Here is a 16,065-nt window from a genome sequence, read left to right on the forward strand (position 1 = left end):
GCCAACTCATTACTTATCATATATAGATTCGGCTAATTACGCATTTACATTTAGTTCACTATTTTTTCACCTTTGCCTCCATAGGCTTTGGGCATGGAAAATCAAAACCCACCTCTTATTACCTTACTAATTCGTTATCTGGGGATCGGCTTCATAGCAACGGGAATCCATTACGTGGTGTTCCTAGTGCTGGTTACGACAGAATTCGCTACTCCGTTGCTGGCCAGTATCTGTGGCGGCATGGTTGGCGCAATCGCAAGCTTTATTGGAAATAGGGCGCTCTGTTTTGTGGCAGATGGCTCTCGTAAGTTTCAGCCTGTCAGGTTTGCACTGGTCGCGTTAGCCACAAACTTCGGCAATGGCGTGGGTATGTGGTTCCTCATCAAGTCGAATCTGTCACCGCTTATCTCCCAAGTCCTAGTGACCTTAAGCCTCACTGCACTTGGATTCATTGCACATCGTTTTTGGACATTCAATCATGCAGACATTACATCGCTTTCCAGAGCGCCCTGATCCCTTGTTAACCATCGTGGTCCCTTGCTTCCAGGAAGAGGAAACCATCCCCGAGTTCCACCAGCGAATCACCCGCGTGGTTAAGCGCTTACCCGTCTCCTGCGAAATCCTCTATGTCGACGACGGCAGTAGTGACCGGACAGCCGACATTCTTCGCCACTATCAGGATGGGTCATCTGTACGTTGCCTGTCCCTGAGTCGCAACTTCGGCAAAGAGGCTGCACTGAGTGCCGGGATAGATCATGCCCGTGGCAGTGCGCTGATTTTCATTGATGTCGACCTGCAGGATCCACCAGAGCTCATCGCGGCCATGGTGGACTACTGGCAACGCGGCTACGACGTAGTGAACATGCAGCGCAACTTGAGAATCGGTGATTCGTGGTTCAAGCGCATGAGTGCCCGGGCTTACTACTGGGTCATGCAGCGCCTGGTGGAGAAGGTGGACATGCCGGCCGATGTCAGCGATTTCCGATTGATTGGGCCTGCGCCGCTGGCAGCACTGCGGGCGCTGGACGAACGCTCCAGGATTCTCAAAGGCATGATCGGCTGGGTAGGCTTTCGTACCATCGAACTGCCCTACAATCGCACTGTTCGCCATGCCGGGAGCACCAAGTGGAATGCATCTGGTCTGTTCAATCTGGCCATCGAGAGCATCGTCAGCTTCTCTCGCAAACCGCTGCGCATTTTCAGCCTCATCAGTTTCGGACTATTCGTCTCCAGCATCTGCTACATGCTTGCGTCGCTTGTGGCAGGCAGTTTCGACATCCATCACCTGATCGTCGGATTGGCTTCATTCATGTGCGTCGGTGTCGCCATGGTGGGGGAGTACCTGGGCGTGACACTCGCGGAAGTGAAGCGCCGACCTCTCTATTTCCTGAAGCACAGCAACAAGGTGGATCCCGTGTCACTCCACCCCTCGATGGCTTCGATCGAGGGTAAGAAATGCTGAGCCTGAAGAACGAGAGGACGCTGTGGTGGATCCTGGGTTCGATTTTGCTATTGCGTTTGGTGGGGCTGGGCATCTACCCGCTGATGGACACATCCGAGGCCCGCTACGCTGAAATGGCTCGCAAGATGGTCGAGTTGAATGACTGGATCACGCCCATGTTCGACTACGGGGTACCGTTCTGGGGCAAGCCTCCGTTGTCCTTCTGGACCCAGGCCGCGAGCATGACGGTCTTCGGCGTTAACGAGTTCGCTGCGCGTTTCCCAGCGTGGCTACTACACCTGGCAAGCTGTTTCATCATCATCAAAGTCGGTACGCAGCAGATTTCTCGTAACGCCGGCATCTGGGCTGCCATTATTTTTTCCAGCACCACACTTGGCCTGGTCTCCAGCGGTGTTGTGCTGACTGACCCTGTTTTGTCGTTCTCGATTCTGCTGGCCAGCTACGGTTTCTGGCGTTGGATGAAGTGCGCCAGCAAGGCGGATGCCTACTTGATGTTCGCAGGTCTCGGGCTGGGCTTGCTTGCCAAAGGGCCGCTGACCCTTGTGCTTATGGGGGCGCCGGCATTCGCCTGGTTCGTTATCTACAAGGAATGGGGACGGGTACTGAGGCTTCCCTGGATTAGCGGCCTTGTACTCATGTTCGGTATATCCGTGCCGTGGTATGTCGCAGCCGAGATGAAAACGCCCGGCTTCATGGAGTACTTTTTCGTTGGTGAGCACTGGAGCCGCTACGTCGTCAGTAACTGGGCGGGCGACCTATACGGCAGTGCTCATGCCAAGCCATATGGCACCATTTGGATCCAGCTCGGACTGTCGCTACTGCCATGGGCCTTGTTCCTACCACTGTTGATCCGCAAGCGTGGATCGATGCAGCGCTTCGAAGCCTACCTCTGGCTGTGGGCATTGGCGACACCGGTCTTCTTCACATTTGCAGGCAACATTCTGTGGACCTACCTGCTACCCGCGCTGCCAGCGTGGGCATTGCTGCTGTCTGCACGGGTCAGCGAAGTTGGCCCGAAGACCACCTGGGCTGCCGCTGCGAGCGCATTGGTGTTGCCGATCATCGGTGCGGGCATCATCTACGCCGGGGTACTAGAGGAGCGACCTCAGAATCAGCGAGATGTGGTTCAAGCCTGGCTCAATGTGCAGTCTGCTCATTCCGCTCCCCTGATCTATCCTGGCCGCCGCTCATACTCGTCGGAGTTTTACAGCAGTGGGAAGTCCGAGAACATCAAGGATCCTGCCAAGTGGCCGCGGGATGGCTCGTTCTATCTGTCCAGGCGCTTGCGAGACAGCAAGGATAGTCTGCCCGCTGATCTAGCTTGCACATCGATCACCGAAGCGAACGCCAGCCAGCTCCTGCTGTGCCATTGGAAACGCACCGCACAAGGTGCCGAGGGTCTGGCCGGAGAAAGCAATGCGGAAACGCCTCGCAAGAACGAAGGCTAAATTCAAAGCACAAAAAAGCCAGGTTTTACCCTGGCTTTTTTGTCGATTTCTTTCGTCATTTGAAGTCCTATTTAACCGCCGATTAATTGTCGGCTTGTTCCTTACCATCCTTGCTTTCTTTCTTTTGCTCTTGAGCGACTTGTTGTTTGTTCTGGTCCGAAGAGTCATCGCTCCATAGGCGAGCCTGTTCGGTTCGGAAGTTCTCGTTGAACTGTTTCGCTCGCTCGAAGCCGCCTTCAGCGTAAGCGGTACCCATGAGACCCAGCAGCAGGCTGCCAATAGCGATAGATTTGACAAATTTCATTGTGAACCTCGGTTCATACTAGGCCAACCTGATTAGCGGCCTTTGTTGGTTTGTAGTTTAGGAACGCGAAGCTAACGACAAGGTGAGTCAATAATTACAATTCCGTAATTTTGGCTGCAGATAGGATGCGTTAAATCTTCAAATCTGGAAGGATCATGTCTATCTCGGCACTGTCGAGGGCGACTTCGATTTTTCTCTTAAATTACAATTTTGATATCTAGCGCGTTAATTCAGCGCGGCGTTGTTGGCCGCCCTAGGAGATAGCCATGAATGACATAGAGCCCTGGGCAGTTGCTATCGGTGACTTTCGCCGCTGCACTGAAAAACTCACTGTCCAGCTCGATGAGCTGACCTCGCAGACGCGCACCTCCAGCGCTGTTCTGGAGAGGTCGAACGAACTGGTGGAGCAGTTGGACGCTGTCGGCCGGCAGATTCAGGAGGAGGTGCGAAAGGCGGAGAAGGCTTGGTCGAACGCGGAGGAGGTTGCCTTGCGCGCCGCTGCATCAGCGTATTCAGCTGCATGCCGCGGAGTCGACACCGCCATCCAGCCACTGATCTCGGAGCTTACAGCAGCGACAAAGGCGGCGGACGCCTCTATCCAGGAGCTCAAGCGGGCACCGGTGCTGGCCAAGCGTTATGTGATGGTGGTCGCCACGGCGTTCTTCATTCTGGCGCTGATCTGTGTCTACTCGACCATGCGCCTAATCGATGCCGCCGGCAGCGTAAGTGCTCAAGAGAAAGTGAATGCTCAGTACTTCTCACACCTGTGGAAGAACGCCAATCCTGACGAGCAGAAGATTATTAAGTCGGTGATTCTGCGGTCGCCCATGGACCCTGTGGTCCTTCGGCACTGATGCATTGAGGCAAACAAAAGGCCCGTCGATTGACGGGCCTAATCGTGCCTGCGCAATTTAAGCGGCGCTCATTGCCGGCTGCATTTGCTGGGCTGCGGGAAAGTGAAGGTGGAACCAGGTGAAGTTTTCTTCGGTCACCTCCACGCTCGCCGATCCTTGGTGCAGACTCATGATCGACTGCACAATGGCCAAGCCAAGACCGGTACCGCCTTCGCTCCGTGCTCGGCTCTTGTCCACACGGTAGAACCGCTCAAACAAGTGCGCGTGGTGTTCCTTGGCAATACCGCGGCCGGGGTTGCCGACACTCAACGTCGTACCGCTCGCACTATGCTGCACCTTAACGTAGACCGTGCGGCCGCGAGGGCAGTAACGGATCGCGTTCGAGACCAGATTCGAGACGGCACGTTGAACCATCAGGCGATTCCCGCGCACCACGTCATCACTGCCAGAGATCTGCAGCTGAATCTCGCCTTCTTCTGCTGAAATGCTGAAGAGATCGCACACTCGCTGAACCTCGTCGACCAAGGAGACGGGTTCGAACTCCACCATGGATGCTGGATGACTGACCTGGGCCAAGAACAGCATGTCGGAAACCATGCGGCTCATGCGGTCCAGCTCTTCTGTGCACGACTCCAGAACCTCCCGGTACTCGGAAAGCGATCGTTCTCTGGTCAAGGCAACCTGGGCCTTGCCCATCAGGTTGGAAAGCGGTGCTCGAAGTTCGTGAGCAAGGTCGTCAGAAAACTGCGAGAGCTGCTGAACCCCATCATCCAGGCGAGCCAGCATGATGTTGATGCCGTCGGCGAGCTTCTTGAGTTCTGCCGGCATCCCATCAGTCGGAAGACGATGGTCGAGGCTCTCGGTTGAGATCTTTGACGCTACCTTGAGGAATTTGGTCAGAGGCAGCAGGCCTCTGCGCACAGTCCACCAGCCAATGGCCAGGATCAGCGCGAGGATGACAGGGGACATCATCAAGGCCCAGGTCAGCAACGCATCGAGTAACGCCTCACTGGATGACTGGTCCATGGTCATATAGACGCTGACCTCTGTTCCATCGCCCAAGCGCATTATCCGAGAAGCACTCAGCAGAGGACGGTCCTGCGTATCACGCCATTCGTGCTCTTTGGGCTGGGCCGCCGGCTGAAACTTGTGCACCTCCAGATTGACCTGTTTTGAGCCAATCGAGAGCAGGGGAGTCTGGTTCTGTGAGGTATCGAATATGCTCACATACAGGTTGTTGTGGCCCATGACCAAATCGACAAGCTGATGCGCATCCGCGTTGACGCCGGAGATGTCCGGGATGGTGGACAGGTTGTGAGCCATCCCCGCCATCTTTACTTCCAGGTCCGCTCTGGCATTTCTTTCCAGAGCCTTGCCTACCATCATATAGCCGAAGGTGGCGAACAGAAGCAGCAACGCTGCGCTCATCAACCCAACTTTAAACCCCAGCTTTGCAGCCAGGCTGAATGGCCTCATGCGCGTTCCTCAAAAACGTACCCAACGCCACGAAGCGTGTGAATGAGCTTGGTTTCAAACGGGTCATCGATCTTCGAGCGCAAGCGCCGGATGGCTACATCGATGACATTGGTGTCGCAATCGAAATTCATATCCCAAACCAACGAGATGATCTGAGAGCGAGTCAGTGCTTCGCCCGTTCGGCTCATGAGCAGGTGCAAAAGCGCAAATTCCTTGGTGGTGAGATCGATGCGTGTTCCACCGCGGAAAACGCGATGGCGGACGGAGTCGAGTTCTAGGTCGGCAATTTTCAACGAGCTCTTCTCGACTAGCTCATCACCACGGCGTTGCAGCGAACGGATGCGTGCAAGCAGCTCAGGGAATTCGAATGGCTTCACAAGGTAGTCATCCGCGCCGCCGTCCAAGCCCTTGAGCTTGTCATTGATGCGTCCGCGGGCGGTCAGCATGATGATGCGGACCCGGCTGGTCTTGCGGATGGTTTCCAGCAGGTCCCAGCCGTCGATACCCGGGAGGTTCACGTCCAGAAGGACCAACGAATAGACATTAGTGTTGAACAAGTGCAGGGCATCGACACCGTTGTGCACGATATCTACGACATACCCGCTTTCGGATAGGCCCTGCTGAAGATATTCGGCAGTTTTAATTTCGTCTTCCACAACTAGAACGCGCATAACTTATCTCAAGGTGTGAGGAAGGAGTTGGCCTAATCCGCCAAGATTATGGTTGCAGGCTTTTCGAAAGTTTGGCTGAGGGTATGGCATGTGGTAGTCGCTACCTCTGTCCATACGCCGGGTCACCTGAGGACGCTTGAATCTTAACGCGAAGAAGCTGGCCGCGGCGAAATCCTACAAATTTGTAATGTAGCCGCAAGATTTCTGACAGTCATGCAGGCTCCACCCTTGAGCTTAGCGGATTCTGGGGCCTGCAACGGTGTACGACAGCTTCGCCTGACGGGTGGAATCGGCCAGGACAGGCAGTATTTCTGCCGCTAGCTTGCAGGGCTGGTATCGTCCTCGGATCGAGTCGCCAACCAGGCAGTACCCATGAACGCTTGCAAACTGGTGCTCCTTTCCGTGGAATAGCTCACGTGGCGGCTCAGTATTCTCTCGAATAATTATCTTACAATCTATTACATGTCCAAATTGTAATTGCGCGATCATCTTGGTGTTAGCCTCCTTTGCTAGTTTAACGGCAGCGTAAGAGGCATCGCTGCTTTGGAAATTGTCTCATTTCAAAGCAGCTTGGCAAGAGCGACGGGCAGTTGTTCACGCCAGTGCATTCACCTGTAAACCATACGCTCCTTTGGTAGGTGAATTTTAGCGCCCCCCTACGGGCGCTTTTTTATTAAGGGACTTCTTATGAACACTACTGTATCAGCGATCGCCGTGTTTATGCTCTTTACATCACTAACAGCTAATGCCCAAAGCGGTATGGAGATCAATCAACGCATTGAGCGCTCTGCTAGAGAGGCTACTGCGGATTATGCTCAGCGCGTAAAAAAGCCCATGCCTCAGCTTGAAGACTACGCCTATGGCATGGACCTTGACGTTAGTAAGTTGGTGTATGTATCGCCCAGCGTGCGGTACTGCGGTAACGTGAGAAGCATGATGACCTACGAAGACTCAAAGGGCGAACTACATATGGTTCGCTACTTGGTCAAAGGTGAGTGCATCAATAGTCGTTGAACGGCCCCTGAATTGCAGTCCTGGCTCGTGACTTATAGCAGCTCAATGCCAAATCGACGGAGCAGCAGGGCAAAGCCCCCAAAGCTCACCATGGTGATGACGATACTGCTGATAAGCGTTGGCCAGAATCCCAGTTTGGGCAGCAGCACTGGAAAAGCGATGAACATCGGAAGGGTCGGCAGCACGTACCAGAAGGTGTACCAAGCATGATTGGAGATCTTCTCCATGCTCTGGTTCTCCAGGTAAAGCCAGACCAGCGTCAAGACCGTGACCAGCGGCAGGGCGGCGACCAGCCCGCCCAGCTTGTCACTGCGCTTTGCCAGCTCTGATACGAGAATCACTAATCCGGCAGTGAGTAGATACTTCGTGATGATCCAAGCCATCGCTGAACCTTCTGGAGGTTATGGTCGGGGGCAGGCGAAGCCATTCACCAACCCCTCTCGGAGTGCTCCTGCCGTTTACGCCATCCTTCACCGCATGTCTTCTACGACATCACCCTCAGCCAGGAGGGTAATGTGTTCGTTTGGTTTTTACCGATCGATCAGTGTGAAGGCGACGGAACGCTTTCGTGGAAAGCTGCCCGCTCGATCTGGATGGTGCAGTGATGGATTTCGAATGCATCGCTGACAGCATCCACGACGGCCGCCAGCACAGCATCCCCATCTGCAGAATCCCGTATCACTACGTGCGACGTCATCACGTTGCTGCCACTGCTGACGGCCCAGACGTGCAAGTCATGAACGTCCGTAACGCCATCTACGCCGAGGATGGTAGCCTCGATTGCCGTCACGTCGAGCTCCCTCGGCACACCCTCCATGAGGATTCCCAGGCTTTCGCGAAGCAACTGCCACGTCCGCGGCAGAACCCAGAGGCCGATTGCCACAGCGACAATCGTGTCGACCCAAGTCCAGCCGGTGAAGCGGATGATGAGTGCCGCGATGATTACGCCTAGCGAGCCGAGCATGTCGCTCCAAACTTCGAGGTAGGCTCCTTTGACGTTGAGGCTCTCGTTGCTCGCAGATGCCAGAAGGCGCATCGAAATTAGGTTGATGATCAGGCCGGCGATTGCGATCCACATCATCGCTCCGGTAGCGATCTCCGCCGGCATGAAGAAGCGCTGGTAGGCCTCATACAAGATGTACATCGCCACCAGGAAGAGCAGCACGGCGTTGAACGTCGAAGCCAGAATTTCCAGGCGCGCATAGCCGAAGGTTCTTTTCTGATCTGCCGGCCGCTTGGCTATCTGAAGTGCAATCAGTGAGATCGCCAAGGCGGCAGTATCTGTGAACATGTGAGATGCATCCGACAGCAGCGCCAGGCTGCCGGTAATCCACGCACCGATCACTTCTGCAATCATGAAGCTGCCAGTCAAGGCGAGCGCCATGATTAGCTTCTTCTGATGCCCCTCGCGTACTGCAGCGCTGCCATGGTCATGATTTGAACCCACGTATTTCTCCTTGCGCAGGGTTGTGGTCTCGTTGGCCTTCCTGTCTACCTAGCCTTAGAGCGTCGCTTGGCCACACTGACTGCAAAATCTTGCCCCTGCACTCAGCAGCGAGCCGCAGGCGGTGCAACCACTCGATAGCGGTGTTCCGCAGTTTAGACAAAAGCGTGCTGACGGATCGTTGGCCGTCCGGCACTGCCTGCAGCCCTGCAGATCTTTGATGGGGGCAGGAGTGGCAGGGCGCCCGCCGTCATACACCTGATTACCGCCGTCGCAGCCCTGCTGCCGGCCATGGCGATCATACTGCTCGGCCCCATGTCCCCCGCTGTGGTGCTTGCCTCCACCGTGGTTTCCACGGCCATGGTGCCCGCCCAGGATGTTTTTGAAAAAGCTCATGGTATTCGCCCCTCATTGATGGGTGACATATTAACGAGCAAAAGTTGAAAATAATGTTCTGCTCGCGAGAAAGACTTGTAAGTTGAATTGAAAGTTCAAAATTAGCCTACGACAAAACGAAACCGTTTTGTTTGTGAAATTAAATTTATCTAGCTGAGCGGCGCATTGTTTTTGGTGGGTGGCATTCCCCTAATTTTGATCATAGCGTGATCAATGACAATCAAAACAGCAGTTATTGGATTTCTGTCAGCATTGTAATCCCGAGGTCATCGTGTCGTTATCAGGTCCCGGAAATAATGCGCTCAGCGAGATTCATTTCTCTTTTTATCCCTATGCCTCACACATACTAAGCGTCCCCAACGCCGAGGGGCCTAAGGCCTCTGGCGCTCCGCACATTGCGCAATCGCTCAGCATCTGTCGACGGCTTGCCTTGTAGCTCCCGCTAACTCCATAGCTACCGCCATGGATAAGCAGCTTCCAGAGTTTGATAATGACACCTTCCAAATCCATTGTTCACACCCTGTTAAGCAAATGGATCTTTGCTATTCGCAATGCGCGGCAGAAAGGCATCAGTACTAATTTGCTAATCGGCCTGGTGACTTTTTGGTTGCTGCTATTCGCGAACGCTGAGCTCTGGAACGTGCTCTGGAAGCTGGTATTCAAAACCGATGAAGTGAACTGGCTGCTAGCGGCCAGCCTCCCAGTCATAGTATTCGCATGGGTGTTTACCGTTCTGAGCTTGCTGTCATGGGGGCGGCTGGCCAAACCCTTGCTGTGTCTGGTACTGATCAGCGCGTCTTTCGCGAGTTACTTCATGAATGCCTACGGCATCGTGGTCGATTACACAATGTTCACCAACGTTGTGGAGACCGACGTCGCTGAGGCAACCGAGCTGCTGAATTGGAAGCTGGGTCTTTGGGTCGCAATGGTTGGGGTGTTGCCCGTCTACCTGATCGCCCGGGTTCCCCTCCGGCGCAAGCCTTGGGCCAAAGCTTTGGTCAGCAGGTTCATTGCTCTGTCGCTCGCTCTGTTGACCTTATCTGGCATCGCGTTGAGTCAGTACCAGTCGTACGCCTCCTTGCTGCGCAACAATCGGGAGATCCGGCTGATCCTGGTACCTACCAACTTGTTTGCGGCTGGCCATGGGTACCTGAAGCGTCAACTGGCCTCACCTCAAACGCTGACGGCCATTGGTACTGATGCGGTAGTTAATCGACAGGGTGCGGCTCGTAAACCGAGGCTGCTGGTACTGGCAGTAGGAGAGACCGCTCGCTCCGCCAACTTCTCCCTCAACGGCTACTCCCGTGAAACGAATCCGGAACTAGAAAAGCGAAATGTCATTAGCTTCACGAACGTGAGCTCCTGCGGTACCGCTACCGCGGTCTCGCTGCCATGCATGTTCCTGGACGTGGGTAAGGCCCAGTACAAAGATGGCTTGGCCAAGAGCCGAGAAGGGCTGCTCGACGTGCTTCAACGCGCTGGCATCAGTGTCATGTGGACTGACAACAACTCGGGGTGCAAAGGGGTCTGCGACAGGGTTCCCAACCACAAGGCTGCCTCTCACGCGGATTCCCAACTGTGCACCAGCGAGGAGTGTAAGGACGGGGTGCTGCTCACGGAGATGCAAGACTTCATCAAGCGCCAGGAAGGCGATGCTGTCCTGGTGCTCCACTACAAAGGCAGTCACGGCCCGGCCTACTACAAGCGCTACCCCTCGCAATTCAAGAAATTCGCACCGGTGTGCGAGACCAACGAGCTCGACAAATGTAAGCAGGAGGAGGTGGTCAATGCCTACGACAACTCAATCCTCTACACCGATTATGTGACTGCAAATCTCATCGATATCCTGGCGGCCAACACCAAGTTCGACACTGCGCTGATGTACGTTTCGGACCACGGCGAATCGCTGGGGGAGGGTGGGCTCTATCTGCATGGGCTGCCTTACGCGATGGCTCCTGACGAGCAAACTAAGGTGCCGTTAGTACTTTGGATGTCTGACTCGCTCGCGAAGAGTGAAAAGGTCAACGTGGGTTGTTTGAAAGCTCAAACCACGTCACCGCTGAGCCACGACAACCTGTTCCACACCGTGCTCGGCATGATGAACGTCCAGACGTCTTCGTATCGCTCAGCGCTGGATTTTACAGCCCCTTGCAAGCCCTTGGCCGGAGGCTCTTATTCTGGCCTCTGAATGTTCGATGTGGACCGGATCATCGGCCAGGCGGTTCTGCACCAGCCTGCTTTGACAGCTGAGAGAAGCTGGACTAATTACATAGCTGCATTCAACAACCCAAGCGGAAAAGGAAGTTTTGCATGAGCATCAAGCCAGGCCCAAAGCGCACCAATGAAGATGGCACTCCGGACAAAAGGCAGCGAGTCACCCCTGAAAAGCAGAAGGACCATCCGGACCTGAAACCCCACAAGCACAAAAAGGGGGAGTAAGAAAAAAGCAGCTCTCGGGAGCTGCTTTTTTGTTTGGGCTGTGTGCAAACCTTCCCGACTGTCTCGCTGATCAATCGGACCCAGTCGTGAGTCTTCTGCTTTGCGTGATCGGTTGGGGCAGTTCGAAGTCATCCAAGGTGGTCACTTGTCGGGCGCGACTCACAAACAGCTTAGATCGGCTTGATTGCCGCCTCGCTTTGGCTAGCTTGGAATCCATCGCTATCCATCGGTTGCAGGGGGCTGCATGCGTTTGCGCGGAGATGTTTATTGGAGCTGGGCAGATCCTACGCTTCATCACCGGACTCACGAAGAGATCCTGAATGACGGATCTTATCTCGACGTGCAGGTAAGGCTTTCGCGGATAGGCGCAACGCAGCTGTTTATCGGTGTGTACGCGCCGTCGGGAACCGCTCTGTACGAGGAAGCGTTCGACACCAGGCCGAACGAATCAATGACGAGCGCGTTGGCCTGGGGAGTCGCCAGGGCGCGTGCCGTAGCTGAGTTGTAAACCACTTTTTTCAACTGTAAACCACTGTGGTTTACAGTGAAAAAAAGTGGTTTACAGCAGGGCCCCTCAGGCTTGAGGCAGCTCCAGCAGATCGCCCAGTTCCTCCCGGGCCATCTTCACTCTATCCATTCTGCGATAAGGATGATCAACCGGCATCCGGATAAGGGATTCGAACCAAGCCGAATCGAATTTGATGACTTCCTTGTGAATGTGCTCAAGCTCACCTCTGCGAGGCTGTGACACCACAAACTCCATGCTTTCAACCAAGCCGGACGCTTCACTGTCTTTGACGATTCGATGGCGGATGAAACTCATTTTGAGATCAAAATATGCCGCCTTCGAACCAGGCACCTTCTTCGATTCCAGCCGACCGGTGCTGCTAATTTCTGCCCCCGGTACCTCAGAGGCAATAGCTTTTACCAGTTCAGCATTTCCACTGACCTTCTGGCCAAACAGGCGGGTGGCGTCCGACATGTAAGCAAAGATCCATGGCACATTGCGAAGCGTCGCGCCGGTATAGAGGTAGCCACGCTCTCCCTTGTAACGCTGCAGCATGCCTCTCAACGCATTCTCGGAAAGGACCAGTTGGGTCTCTTTCTCCAGGATGTAAACCACGCGATCGAACTGTTCTATCAACAGCTTGAGAATCTTCCGCGGAACACCGTCAAACCTGGTTTTTCGTTCTGTTTTCTTGTGCTGGCGAGGCTGGAAGTACGGGCAATCGTTACGGGCCTCACTATCAAATGGAGCGATGCCGCGAATGCTCTTAGTAGCATGTTTCCCGAATGGGTTCTTCACGTTAGGCGGTAGCTCATACAGCCCAACCAGCTGGACAGGGTTGTCGCATGCCGGGCATACAGCAAACTGAGCTAGCTTGCCCGCACTTCCAGGCTGGTACCACGGATCTCTGCGGAAGGTCTCGGCCTCGAAACCTTCCTTGTCGATGATCTTGCTTTCTGTGTCTTCGATGCGGAGCTTATAGATATCCATCTTTGCTGAAACCGTATCAATAGAGGGTCTCTGGATGGTAACGAGCGAGGATAGGCAGCAGTAGGCCTAACTGACCCTTTTGGTGGTCACCCACTGGTTTGAAGCCCGCCCAAAGCATGCCTGACCGACCTGCGCGGGCCCTAAAGGCCAGATCACTTTGATCTGAGTAGCCATTGGCATGGAAGTGACCACTACATTCCATGATCATGACCGTTAAAGAACGGCTATGGATTCACACAATGGAGACTACAATGGCAAGCCTACGCTCCGTCCTGGAGGTAGCATGCTGAACGCGAAAGTCAGAGGCGCTTGTAGGAGTCAGCGATGAAAATAACCGGAAGAGTCGAAGTCGAGACCGTTATAGACGTCGTGTGCGATGTGTGCCGTTGCTCCACCCGCTTGGATACTGGCGGGAATCAGTTCGGCGCCCTACAAGCACACTGGGGCTATGGTACTGCCCATGATGGGGAGCGCTATGAACTGCACCTGTGTGAGGATTGCTTCTTCCAAACATTGGCTTACCTCAAGCAGGAGCGGCGGACTCAAAATCTGTTCAGCGAGGATGGCCAGGATTTCACCGATGATCTTGGTCTGGTCGCAAAGGATGATTATTTCGGTGACGCCGGGAGCCGATAGCTTCGTTGACGCATGGAAATCCTGACGACAAAGGTGATCGCGCCCGCTTGAAGATACGCAGACACCATCTCCCTTAATGCTGGAGTTCGGAAGGTGACTTGACCGGACGCTTACAGATCACTCAGCTACGCAGCGCTTTGGGATGCGCAGCTTGACACAGTGATTAGTCGAATCGACGGGTCAGTAGGAGGGGGAGTGATCCAGTGAAGCACGAGCGCAGTCAGGAGGCTCGCGATGGTGTTCACTGAGATTGAAACGAGAGCGTTACGCATTTTGGAGTCCATTTTTTGAAGTGGACCTCTATTTAATGCGCATAAACTGTGTGTCACCACCACCCGCAGAAAATTTCGTCACGCCCCAGAATGGGAATTCGCATTCGGGGCGCACCACGATTTATCTCGTGCCAGAAGCCGCCTGCAGTGCAATCAGTTGGCGAGCCAAGACTCTACTACCTCAGCGCCATACTCGTCTTTCCAGGCCTTGAGTGTGCGCTGATTACCACCCTTGGTTTCAACGATCTCACCGCTGTGCGGATTCTTGTAGACCTTCACCACGCGTGCTTTCCGAAGTGCCTTTGGGGCATTCGAAGCTGGAGGCACCGCTTGCGGATCGAGGATCATCACCACTTGGCGCAGACCGTAGCCGTACTCGTTGAGCAAACTGCGCAGCTTCGTTTCAAATTCCATTTCCTGCTTCAGGGCAGAGTCATTTTTCAGCGCTTCCAGCTCTGCCAGTTGGGCTGCGAGCTGTTGTTCGAGCAGGCGGAATTCAGCGAGACGGGACATAAGATTCTCCAAAATGGGTTCGATGATTTTAGCAATCAAGAAAGGAAGCGTGCTAACTATCTTGATCCCACATGCCTGAATCGGCAATCACGAGGCTGAGCGATCGGTGTGGATAAAAACGTGATGGCTTCAGGATCGTCGATCTGGGCGGCTTCACTTGCGAGGTAATCGATCAGCTTTTTGCTTCTCACCCAAACATACTGCCGGCAAGCCGCGTTTGGAATGGATGGCCCCGCAACAGGGCGAAACCTGGCCTCCCAAAGGAGTTTGAACGCTTCCTTGGTCGACGTTCCCAGGTACACAGCGATCTCCGGTCCCAAAATGTAGCCTCGCCTGAATCTATCGATGGCTTGGGGCTTAACCACCAGTTGCGTACGCCTGCCGTGTTCGACGTTGGTGCTCCAAAGCAGGCCAAGCCGAACAAACGCGTAAGCGCATTCTTCTTTGACACCCAATAGCGCAGCTGCTTTGACCACTGATAAACCGGGTAGGGTTAAGCCCTTGCCCCCTGTTCGGGCTTGTTGCCACGATGCAAACTCTTGCGCCTTGAGTAACCACGCCCCCACGCCAACCGGGCCAGTCTCGGCCTGTCGGTAGGCACGAAGTTCACCTGCACGGATTGCCTGAATTAACTCGATCAGCCCACCGCCCTTGGGCAGAGAATGTTTGGCCAAGTAGTTGATCGTCACCAGACTCTGGTCAGTGCTGGTGGGCAGCTTCTCATCAATCATTTCGTTGATCGAGCGGCGGTCAATGAGCCACCTTTCGCCTGGGCGCGGTTCTCCACCAAAGAACTGGAGGGTGCCAGCAGCCAGCAGCTGCCTAACCCGCGTGTGACAGAGGCTTAGCAAATTCACGGTTTGTTTCATATCAACCGCGCCCTGGATTTGCTGCGAGATTACCTTCAACTGATCCAGGTCCACGACCGTAAAAATACGATCTTCATGGGGCTTCTCCCGATAGGCGATTTGCCCCTGCTGATGAAGGCGTTTTACGACTGATACCCCGAGACCACAAGCTTCAGCAGCCGAAGCGAAGGACACCCAACGATGTCTCTCAATCGTCTCCACACTCAAATTGCGATTTCGCTTCGCTAACGGTGCTTCCCACGCATGCTGCAGAAATGATTCGAACTCTCGACGAAGAAAGTCAAAACAAGGGTCATCCAGATCACGGTGGATGTCTTGGTATATCGGGCCGAACGATCTGCTGAGCGTCCAATGTTCGTTATCGGAATGGACTGCCTTGAGGCCACTCAGCAGTTCTCTGAATGCGAGAGGCCAGTTCATGAGAACCACGCCCGCCGCGTTTGCCATAAGCCGCGATATCTCTAGCGAACCCGAATCAGCAACCTTCAGCGGCTGGGTTCTTTCCGTAGGCAAACTTCTGACAGCGAGACGCGATGACAACTCGTGAAACTGTCCGTAGGTGAGGGCAGCCAATCCCGCATCAGCAGGCAACGAGTCGGCGTAAAACCTATCTTCAAAGCCAGAGGTGAGCCAGGCGGCTGTATCACTCGCAGGCGCGATCTCAAAATTGGTCCCGCACAAAGAGGTGCCACACGCTTGGCAACAATTCGCACTCATCGCGCTTGGATCGGTTTCCTTCAAACAGTTGGGGCACCGTCCATGGAGTTCA

The 16,065-nt window shown here is 54.5% G+C and carries 18 protein-coding genes; 9 read left to right on the top strand and 9 right to left on the bottom strand.

Annotated features, from left to right (window positions below; genetic code table 11):
- Positions 1 to 93 precede the first annotated feature (93 nt).
- Genes QME24_RS09650 through QME24_RS09660 form a run of 3 tightly spaced genes read left to right on the top strand, consistent with a single transcriptional unit; the run spans position 94 to position 2,910 of the window.
- Positions 94 to 513: a GtrA family protein gene (locus tag QME24_RS09650; protein WP_004576062.1), complete on the top strand. Its 420-nt coding sequence runs from the start codon at positions 94 to 96 to the stop codon at positions 511 to 513.
- Positions 479 to 1,462 carry a glycosyltransferase family 2 protein gene (locus tag QME24_RS09655; RefSeq protein WP_104833693.1) on the top strand — a complete coding sequence of 328 codons (984 nt, stop codon included), beginning with the start codon at positions 479 to 481 and terminating at the stop codon, positions 1,460 to 1,462. The genes QME24_RS09650 and QME24_RS09655 overlap by 35 nt, the downstream gene beginning before the upstream one ends.
- Positions 1,456 to 2,910, top strand: a complete 1,455-nt coding sequence (locus QME24_RS09660) for a glycosyltransferase family 39 protein (RefSeq protein WP_104833694.1) — start codon at positions 1,456 to 1,458, stop codon at positions 2,908 to 2,910. Before QME24_RS09655 ends, QME24_RS09660 begins: the two co-directional genes overlap by 7 nt.
- Before the next feature lie 82 nt (positions 2,911 to 2,992).
- Here QME24_RS09660 and QME24_RS09665 read toward each other — a convergent pair whose 3' ends face one another.
- Positions 2,993 to 3,214: a hypothetical protein gene (locus QME24_RS09665; RefSeq protein ID WP_003253450.1), complete on the bottom strand. Its 222-nt coding sequence runs from the start codon at positions 3,212 to 3,214 to the stop codon at positions 2,993 to 2,995.
- A 266-nt stretch (positions 3,215 to 3,480) separates the two neighbouring features.
- On the opposite strand from QME24_RS09665, the gene QME24_RS09670 reads away from it, so the two are divergent.
- On the top strand, positions 3,481 to 4,068 hold the full coding sequence (locus QME24_RS09670; protein WP_280091136.1) for a hypothetical protein: 588 nt from the start codon (positions 3,481 to 3,483) through the stop codon (positions 4,066 to 4,068).
- 57 nt (positions 4,069 to 4,125) lie between these two features.
- Here QME24_RS09670 and QME24_RS09675 read toward each other — a convergent pair whose 3' ends face one another.
- Together QME24_RS09675 and QME24_RS09680 are read right to left on the bottom strand one after the other, a co-directional pair.
- Positions 4,126 to 5,544 (bottom strand): heavy metal sensor histidine kinase, encoded by a 1,419-nt coding sequence (locus QME24_RS09675; RefSeq protein ID WP_104833696.1) that lies wholly within the window; start codon positions 5,542 to 5,544, stop codon positions 4,126 to 4,128.
- On the bottom strand, positions 5,541 to 6,215 hold the full coding sequence (locus QME24_RS09680; RefSeq protein ID WP_003253457.1) for a heavy metal response regulator transcription factor: 675 nt from the start codon (positions 6,213 to 6,215) through the stop codon (positions 5,541 to 5,543). Before QME24_RS09680 ends, QME24_RS09675 begins: the two co-directional genes overlap by 4 nt.
- A 687-nt stretch (positions 6,216 to 6,902) precedes the next feature.
- Here QME24_RS09680 and QME24_RS09685 point away from each other — a divergent pair.
- Positions 6,903 to 7,229: a DUF2790 domain-containing protein gene (locus QME24_RS09685; protein WP_004577661.1), complete on the top strand. Its 327-nt coding sequence runs from the start codon at positions 6,903 to 6,905 to the stop codon at positions 7,227 to 7,229.
- 32 nt (positions 7,230 to 7,261) lie between these two features.
- Here QME24_RS09685 and QME24_RS09690 read toward each other — a convergent pair whose 3' ends face one another.
- From QME24_RS09690 to QME24_RS09700, 3 genes are all read right to left on the bottom strand, one after another.
- Positions 7,262 to 7,612 (bottom strand): DUF3147 family protein, encoded by a 351-nt coding sequence (locus QME24_RS09690; protein WP_182363781.1) that lies wholly within the window; start codon positions 7,610 to 7,612, stop codon positions 7,262 to 7,264.
- Positions 7,613 to 7,770: 158 nt separating this feature from the next.
- Positions 7,771 to 8,676, bottom strand: coding sequence for a cation diffusion facilitator family transporter (locus QME24_RS09695; protein ID WP_104833700.1), 906 nt, complete (start codon positions 8,674 to 8,676; stop codon positions 7,771 to 7,773).
- 54 nt (positions 8,677 to 8,730) lie between these two features.
- The gene (locus tag QME24_RS09700; protein WP_104833701.1) at positions 8,731 to 9,069 is read right to left on the bottom strand and encodes a zinc ribbon domain-containing protein; all 339 of its coding nucleotides are present in this window, start codon (positions 9,067 to 9,069) and stop codon (positions 8,731 to 8,733) included.
- A gap of 490 nt (positions 9,070 to 9,559) precedes the next feature.
- Here QME24_RS09700 and QME24_RS09705 point away from each other — a divergent pair, with 490 nt between their 5' ends.
- From QME24_RS09705 to QME24_RS09715, 3 genes are all read left to right on the top strand, one after another.
- On the top strand, positions 9,560 to 11,257 hold the full coding sequence (locus tag QME24_RS09705) for a phosphoethanolamine--lipid A transferase (protein ID WP_104833702.1): 1,698 nt from the start codon (positions 9,560 to 9,562) through the stop codon (positions 11,255 to 11,257).
- Between the two features lie 122 nt (positions 11,258 to 11,379).
- On the top strand, positions 11,380 to 11,508 hold the full coding sequence (locus QME24_RS09710) for a hypothetical protein (protein ID WP_003253468.1): 129 nt from the start codon (positions 11,380 to 11,382) through the stop codon (positions 11,506 to 11,508).
- A gap of 244 nt (positions 11,509 to 11,752) precedes the next feature.
- Positions 11,753 to 12,016 (top strand): hypothetical protein, encoded by a 264-nt coding sequence (locus QME24_RS09715; protein WP_104833703.1) that lies wholly within the window; start codon positions 11,753 to 11,755, stop codon positions 12,014 to 12,016.
- Between the two features lie 66 nt (positions 12,017 to 12,082).
- On the opposite strand, the gene QME24_RS09720 is transcribed toward QME24_RS09715, so the two are convergent.
- Entirely contained in the window at positions 12,083 to 13,006 is a 924-nt protein-coding gene (locus QME24_RS09720; protein ID WP_104833704.1) for a hypothetical protein, read from the bottom strand.
- A gap of 324 nt (positions 13,007 to 13,330) precedes the next feature.
- Between QME24_RS09720 and QME24_RS09725 the strand changes: the two genes are divergently transcribed.
- Entirely contained in the window at positions 13,331 to 13,642 is a 312-nt protein-coding gene (locus tag QME24_RS09725) for a hypothetical protein (RefSeq protein ID WP_104833705.1), read from the top strand.
- Between the two features lie 425 nt (positions 13,643 to 14,067).
- Here QME24_RS09725 and QME24_RS09730 read toward each other — a convergent pair whose 3' ends face one another.
- Entirely contained in the window at positions 14,068 to 14,427 is a 360-nt protein-coding gene (locus tag QME24_RS09730; RefSeq protein WP_104833706.1) for a histone-like nucleoid-structuring protein, MvaT/MvaU family, read from the bottom strand.
- A 56-nt stretch (positions 14,428 to 14,483) separates the two neighbouring features.
- Positions 14,484 to 16,037, bottom strand: coding sequence for a hypothetical protein (locus QME24_RS09735; RefSeq protein WP_223998163.1), 1,554 nt, complete (start codon positions 16,035 to 16,037; stop codon positions 14,484 to 14,486).
- Positions 16,038 to 16,065 lie beyond the last annotated feature (28 nt).

Origin of the sequence: Pseudomonas sp. PARCl1 (assembly GCF_947311875.1) — a bacterium.
GTDB classification, from domain to species: Bacteria; Pseudomonadota; Gammaproteobacteria; order Pseudomonadales; family Pseudomonadaceae; genus Aquipseudomonas; species Aquipseudomonas juntendi.